The following is a 4365-nucleotide window of genomic DNA, read 5'->3' on the forward strand; positions in this document are numbered from 1 at the left end:
TTAACGCTAAGTTTTTCTCCATTTCTTTAAACAGTCTGTCACGTAAATGACGAGAGGTTACAAACTTACCTTCTTTACCAAAAAATGGTGAATTGTTTATGGTAAACAACATACTCATGGTTGGTTTGTCTATTTCTGTTCTAGGTAATGCTTCTGGGTTTTCTAAATCTGCAATCGTATCGCCAATTTCGAACCCTTCTAAACCTGTAATTGCACAAATGTCTCCACAAGGTACTTTATCTACTTGTGCTTTTCCCATTCCTTCAAAAACGTGTAATTCTTTAATTCTAACTTTTTTGGTAGAACCATCTGCTTTACACAACATATAATCTTTACCTGCTTCTAAATCTCCTCTAAAAACACGTCCAATTGCAATACGACCTGTAAAAGATGAAAAATCTAAAGAGGTAATTTGCATTTGTGGTGTACCTTCATTGTATTTTGTAGCTGGTATAGATTCTAAAACAGCATCTAATAAAGGTACTATGTTGTCTGTTTCGTTTTTCCAGTCTGTGCTCATCCAATTATTTTTTGCAGAACCGTAAATGGTTGCAAAGTCTAATTGCTCTTCTGTTGCTTCTAAGGCAAACATTAAATCGAACACTTTTTCATGTACTAAATCTGGCGTACAGTTTTCTTTGTCTACTTTATTTACAACTACAATTGGTGTTAAACCTAATTCTAAGGCTTTACCTAATACAAAACGGGTTTGTGGCATTGGACCTTCGAAAGCATCTACTAATAATAAAACACCATCTGCCATTTTTAATACACGTTCTACTTCTCCTCCAAAATCGGCGTGACCTGGTGTATCAATTACGTTAATTTTTGTGTTTTTATAGTTTACAGAAACGTTTTTAGATAGAATTGTAATACCTCTTTCTCTTTCTAAATCGTTATTATCTAATAATAAATCTGTACGTTCTTTACGATCGTCTAAGATTTTTGCTTGATCTATAATTTTGTCTACTAAAGTTGTTTTTCCATGATCTACATGGGCAATAATTGCAATGTTTCTGATTTCTTGCATTGATAATTTCTTAAATTTCGTGCAAAAGTAGTTGTTTAGACACGAATTACACCTAAAATAGCTAATTATTTTTGTGTTAACTTTTTTAATTACTATAAATAGCAATTTTTATGGATGATAATTGGCTTTTAAAATGTAAAAAGCTTCTAAATAAGTGCGTTAGGGATTGCAATGGAAAGCCCACAGTGAGTTTACGAACGAGGACTTGCAATGGAAAGCGCGACCTGAAAGGGAACGCCCAAATTGTTTATTTGTTATCGATTTCTGGGTCTTCTTTAAAGGCAGATGGTAAAATATCAGGTATTAATTTGATGAGTAATGGTAGTAATAATGCACCACCTGGCAACATAAAAACCGTAAATGCGGGTATAGCTTTACAGATATCTAGAAGTTGAATTTTAATTTTTAACTTTTCTTCTTCTGTTAAATGTGAATGTGTAGATTTTTTAATTAAATGGTAGGCTTCTTTGCTTTGCAACAATTCTTGGTGCAACCTTAATTTATTTCTATGGAGTAACTGTTTTATTTCGTCTACAGTTTGCATTATAGCTTTCTACGTTTTCTTTCTGTTTTTAACAGGTTTAACTCTCTACTTGTTTGACCTGCAACAGAGGTGTTTTCTTCTGCACGCCTAATTAAGTAAGGCATAACATCTCTTACCGGACCAAATGGAAGATATTTTGCAACGTTGTATTGATGGTTGGCAAGGTTGTAACTTATATGATCGCTCATGCCAAATAATTGTCCAAACCAAAGCCTTGAATCGTCTTTTTTGATATTGTGCTTATCTGCCAATTCCATGCCTAAATAAGAACTGTGTTCGTTATGAGTTCCTATAAAAATTGCCATATTTTTATGTTCCATCATATATTTAACAGCAGCATCAAAATTAATGTCTGTTAATTCTTTGTTATCGCAAATTGGTGATGGATATCCCTTTTCTTCGGCTCTTTCTCTTTCTTTTTCCATATAAGCACCTCTTACAACCTTCATACCAATATGAAAGCTTTTTTGGTGTGCTTTTGTATGGAGTTCTTTTAAATACTCAAGCCTGTCATGCCTATACATTTGCAAAGTGTTAAAAACGATGGCTTTGTCTTTGTTGTAAGTTTCCATTAGCTGCTCTATTAATTGATCTGCAGCATCTTGCATCCAACTTTCTTCTGCATCGATTAATAAGGGTACATCTTTTTCTGAAGCTATTTTACATACTTTGTGATAGCGTGCTTCTACCCTCGCCCATTCTTCTTTTTCTTGTTCTGTTAATTCTTTTCCTTCTGTAATTTTTTGATATAAAGCAAATCGCCCAAAACCTGTGGGTTTAAAAACGGCAAACGGAATGGATTTTTTTTCTGCACAAAAATCTACAATTTTTAAGATTTTCTCTAACGCTTCATTAAAACTTTCTTCTTTGTCTTTGCCCTCTACTGAATAATCTAAAACACTATGTACATTACCATTATTGTACATATTATCTATAATAGGTAAACAGTCTTCTTCTGTAACACCTCCACAAAAATGATCGAATACAGTAGCTCTAATTAAACCTTCTATTGGTAAATGAGCTTTTAAAGCAAAGTTTGTTACTGCACTACCAATTCTAACCAAAGGCTGGTTTTGAATCATTTTAAATAGAAAATAAGCTCTTTTTAATTGAGAGTCTGTTTTTAGTGCAAAAGCAACTTTTGTGTTATCGAAAAATTTCATTAAACGCTATTAAAATTTAAAACAAAGATAGTTTAAGAGTACTAATAATTCAATAATTTCTAGTTAATTTGCACTTTCAATATTTTTATGATGAAGTCTATAAAAGCAATAAGTTACCCTGTTCATTTTCAGAACAAAGCATATAAAGAATTATCAAATTTAGTAGCTAGCAAAAACTACTCTACCATTTTTATTTTGGTTGATGAGAATACTTTTGAACATTGTTACCCTAAATTTATAAGAAATTTTAGTGCAGAAAATAAGATTGAAATCATTGAAATAGCATCTGGAGAAATCAATAAAAATTTAGAAACTTGTATTGGTGTTTGGAATGCGATTACAGAATTAGGTGGTGATCGTAAAAGTTTACTTATTACTTTAGGTGGTGGTGTTATTACAGATTTAGGTGGTTTTGTGGCTTCTTGTTTTAAACGCGGTATTGATTTTGTAAACGTACCCACTACATTATTATCTATGGTTGATGCTTCTGTAGGTGGTAAAACAGGGGTAGATTTAGGAGTGCTAAAAAACCAAATTGGTCTGTTTGCAAACCCAAAAATGGTTTTGGTAGATGCCGATTATTTAGAAACTGTTACTCCTAGAGAAATAAAATCTGGAATAGCAGAAATTATTAAATATGGAGTCACTTACGATATTCAACTATTTAATGAAATAAAGAAAAATAAAGGTCTAAATATCAAAGATTTAATATTTAGATCTATTGAAATAAAAAATGAAGTGGTTTTACAAGATCCTAAAGAACAAAGTTTACGTAAAATTTTAAATTTCGGACATACTTTAGGACACGCCATAGAGTCTTTTTACTTAGAATCTGAAAATAAAGAAAACTTAACACATGGTGAAGCTATCGCCATTGGTATGGTTTGCGAAAGTTACATGTCTTCTAAATTATTAAGTTTTCCTTTAGAAAAAGTTGCTGAAATAAAAGAAGTTATTTTATCTATTTACAATAAAACAAATCTTTTAAAAGAAGATTTTAAAGCCATTATGGAATTGTTAAAACACGACAAGAAAAACGTAAACGGTCAGGTAAACTTTGTGCTGTTAAATGATTATGAAAACCATCAATTAGATTGTAAAGTGACTGAAGCATTGATTATTGAGAGTATGGAATTTTATAATTTGTAATTAAAACTCACGTTTCCCAAACTCGCTATCAATAAATTTCGATTTATTTTTAGCAGCATTAAAAGTGTAAGGAAGGTTTAAGGTAATCATATCTACTTCATACACATAATTTGTTGTGGTAAAAAATTGATTTGTTCTTGAGGTAGTTATACGTTGTTCGTTGGTTTTAAATAGTCCCATATCTATATTCTGCCATTGTAAAGTGGCTGTCAATCGATCTTCCATAAACTTTTTTCTGAACGTTAGGTTTGGTGAGTAAAAACGAGAGTCTTCTCCCATTGCTGAGACTCTATCAGACAAATAATTAAAAGTAAATTGTACAGAAGCGTTTTCCCAAAAATTGTATGTAGAATTTAAGTTGATGGAATAAATAGTGGAATTGGTATCAATATCATAATTACGTGCTACACCATCTCTATGTCTAAAACTTAAGACTCCATCAATATCATAATTATATACATTTATACCGATAAAATTGG

General features: G+C 31.5%; 5 protein-coding genes. 1 reads left to right on the top strand and 4 read right to left on the bottom strand.

The window, feature by feature from the left end; translation table 11 throughout:
• From ACTG3S_RS02225 to ACTG3S_RS02235, 3 genes are all read right to left on the bottom strand, one after another.
• Positions 1 to 1030, bottom strand: a 1030-nt coding sequence (locus ACTG3S_RS02225) for a GTP-binding protein (protein WP_439127749.1), incomplete at its 3' end; no start/stop codon positions are given.
• Between the two features lie 247 nt (positions 1031 to 1277).
• Positions 1278 to 1574 carry an LETM1 domain-containing protein gene (locus ACTG3S_RS02230; RefSeq protein ID WP_439127750.1) on the bottom strand — a complete coding sequence of 99 codons (297 nt, stop codon included), beginning with the start codon at positions 1572 to 1574 and terminating at the stop codon, positions 1278 to 1280.
• A complete protein-coding gene (locus tag ACTG3S_RS02235) occupies positions 1574 to 2737 on the bottom strand; it encodes a proline dehydrogenase family protein (RefSeq protein WP_439127751.1) in 1164 nt (387 codons plus the stop codon). The genes ACTG3S_RS02230 and ACTG3S_RS02235 overlap by 1 nt, the downstream gene beginning before the upstream one ends.
• A 90-nt stretch (positions 2738 to 2827) precedes the next feature.
• On the opposite strand from ACTG3S_RS02235, the gene aroB reads away from it, so the two are divergent.
• Positions 2828 to 3886 carry a 3-dehydroquinate synthase gene (gene aroB / locus ACTG3S_RS02240; protein WP_439127752.1) on the top strand — a complete coding sequence of 353 codons (1059 nt, stop codon included), beginning with the start codon at positions 2828 to 2830 and terminating at the stop codon, positions 3884 to 3886.
• Here the strand turns inward: aroB and ACTG3S_RS02245 are convergent.
• The coding region (locus ACTG3S_RS02245; RefSeq protein WP_439127753.1) for an outer membrane beta-barrel protein at positions 3887 to 4365 on the bottom strand (479 nt) is incomplete at its 5' end.

Origin of the sequence: Polaribacter sp. (assembly GCF_965656025.1) — a bacterium.
GTDB lineage: Bacteria > Bacteroidota > Bacteroidia > Flavobacteriales > Flavobacteriaceae > Polaribacter.

Excerpts from the sequence above, each read along its gene's own strand:
- ACTG3S_RS02235 (WP_439127751.1), bottom strand. The coding sequence starts at position 2,737 with ATGAAATTTTTCGATAACACAAAAGTTGCTTTTGCACTAAAAACAGAC.
- ACTG3S_RS02230 (WP_439127750.1), bottom strand. The coding sequence starts at position 1,574 with ATGCAAACTGTAGACGAAATAAAACAGTTACTCCATAGAAATAAATTA.
- aroB (WP_439127752.1), top strand. The coding sequence starts at position 2,828 with ATGAAGTCTATAAAAGCAATAAGTTACCCTGTTCATTTTCAGAACAAA.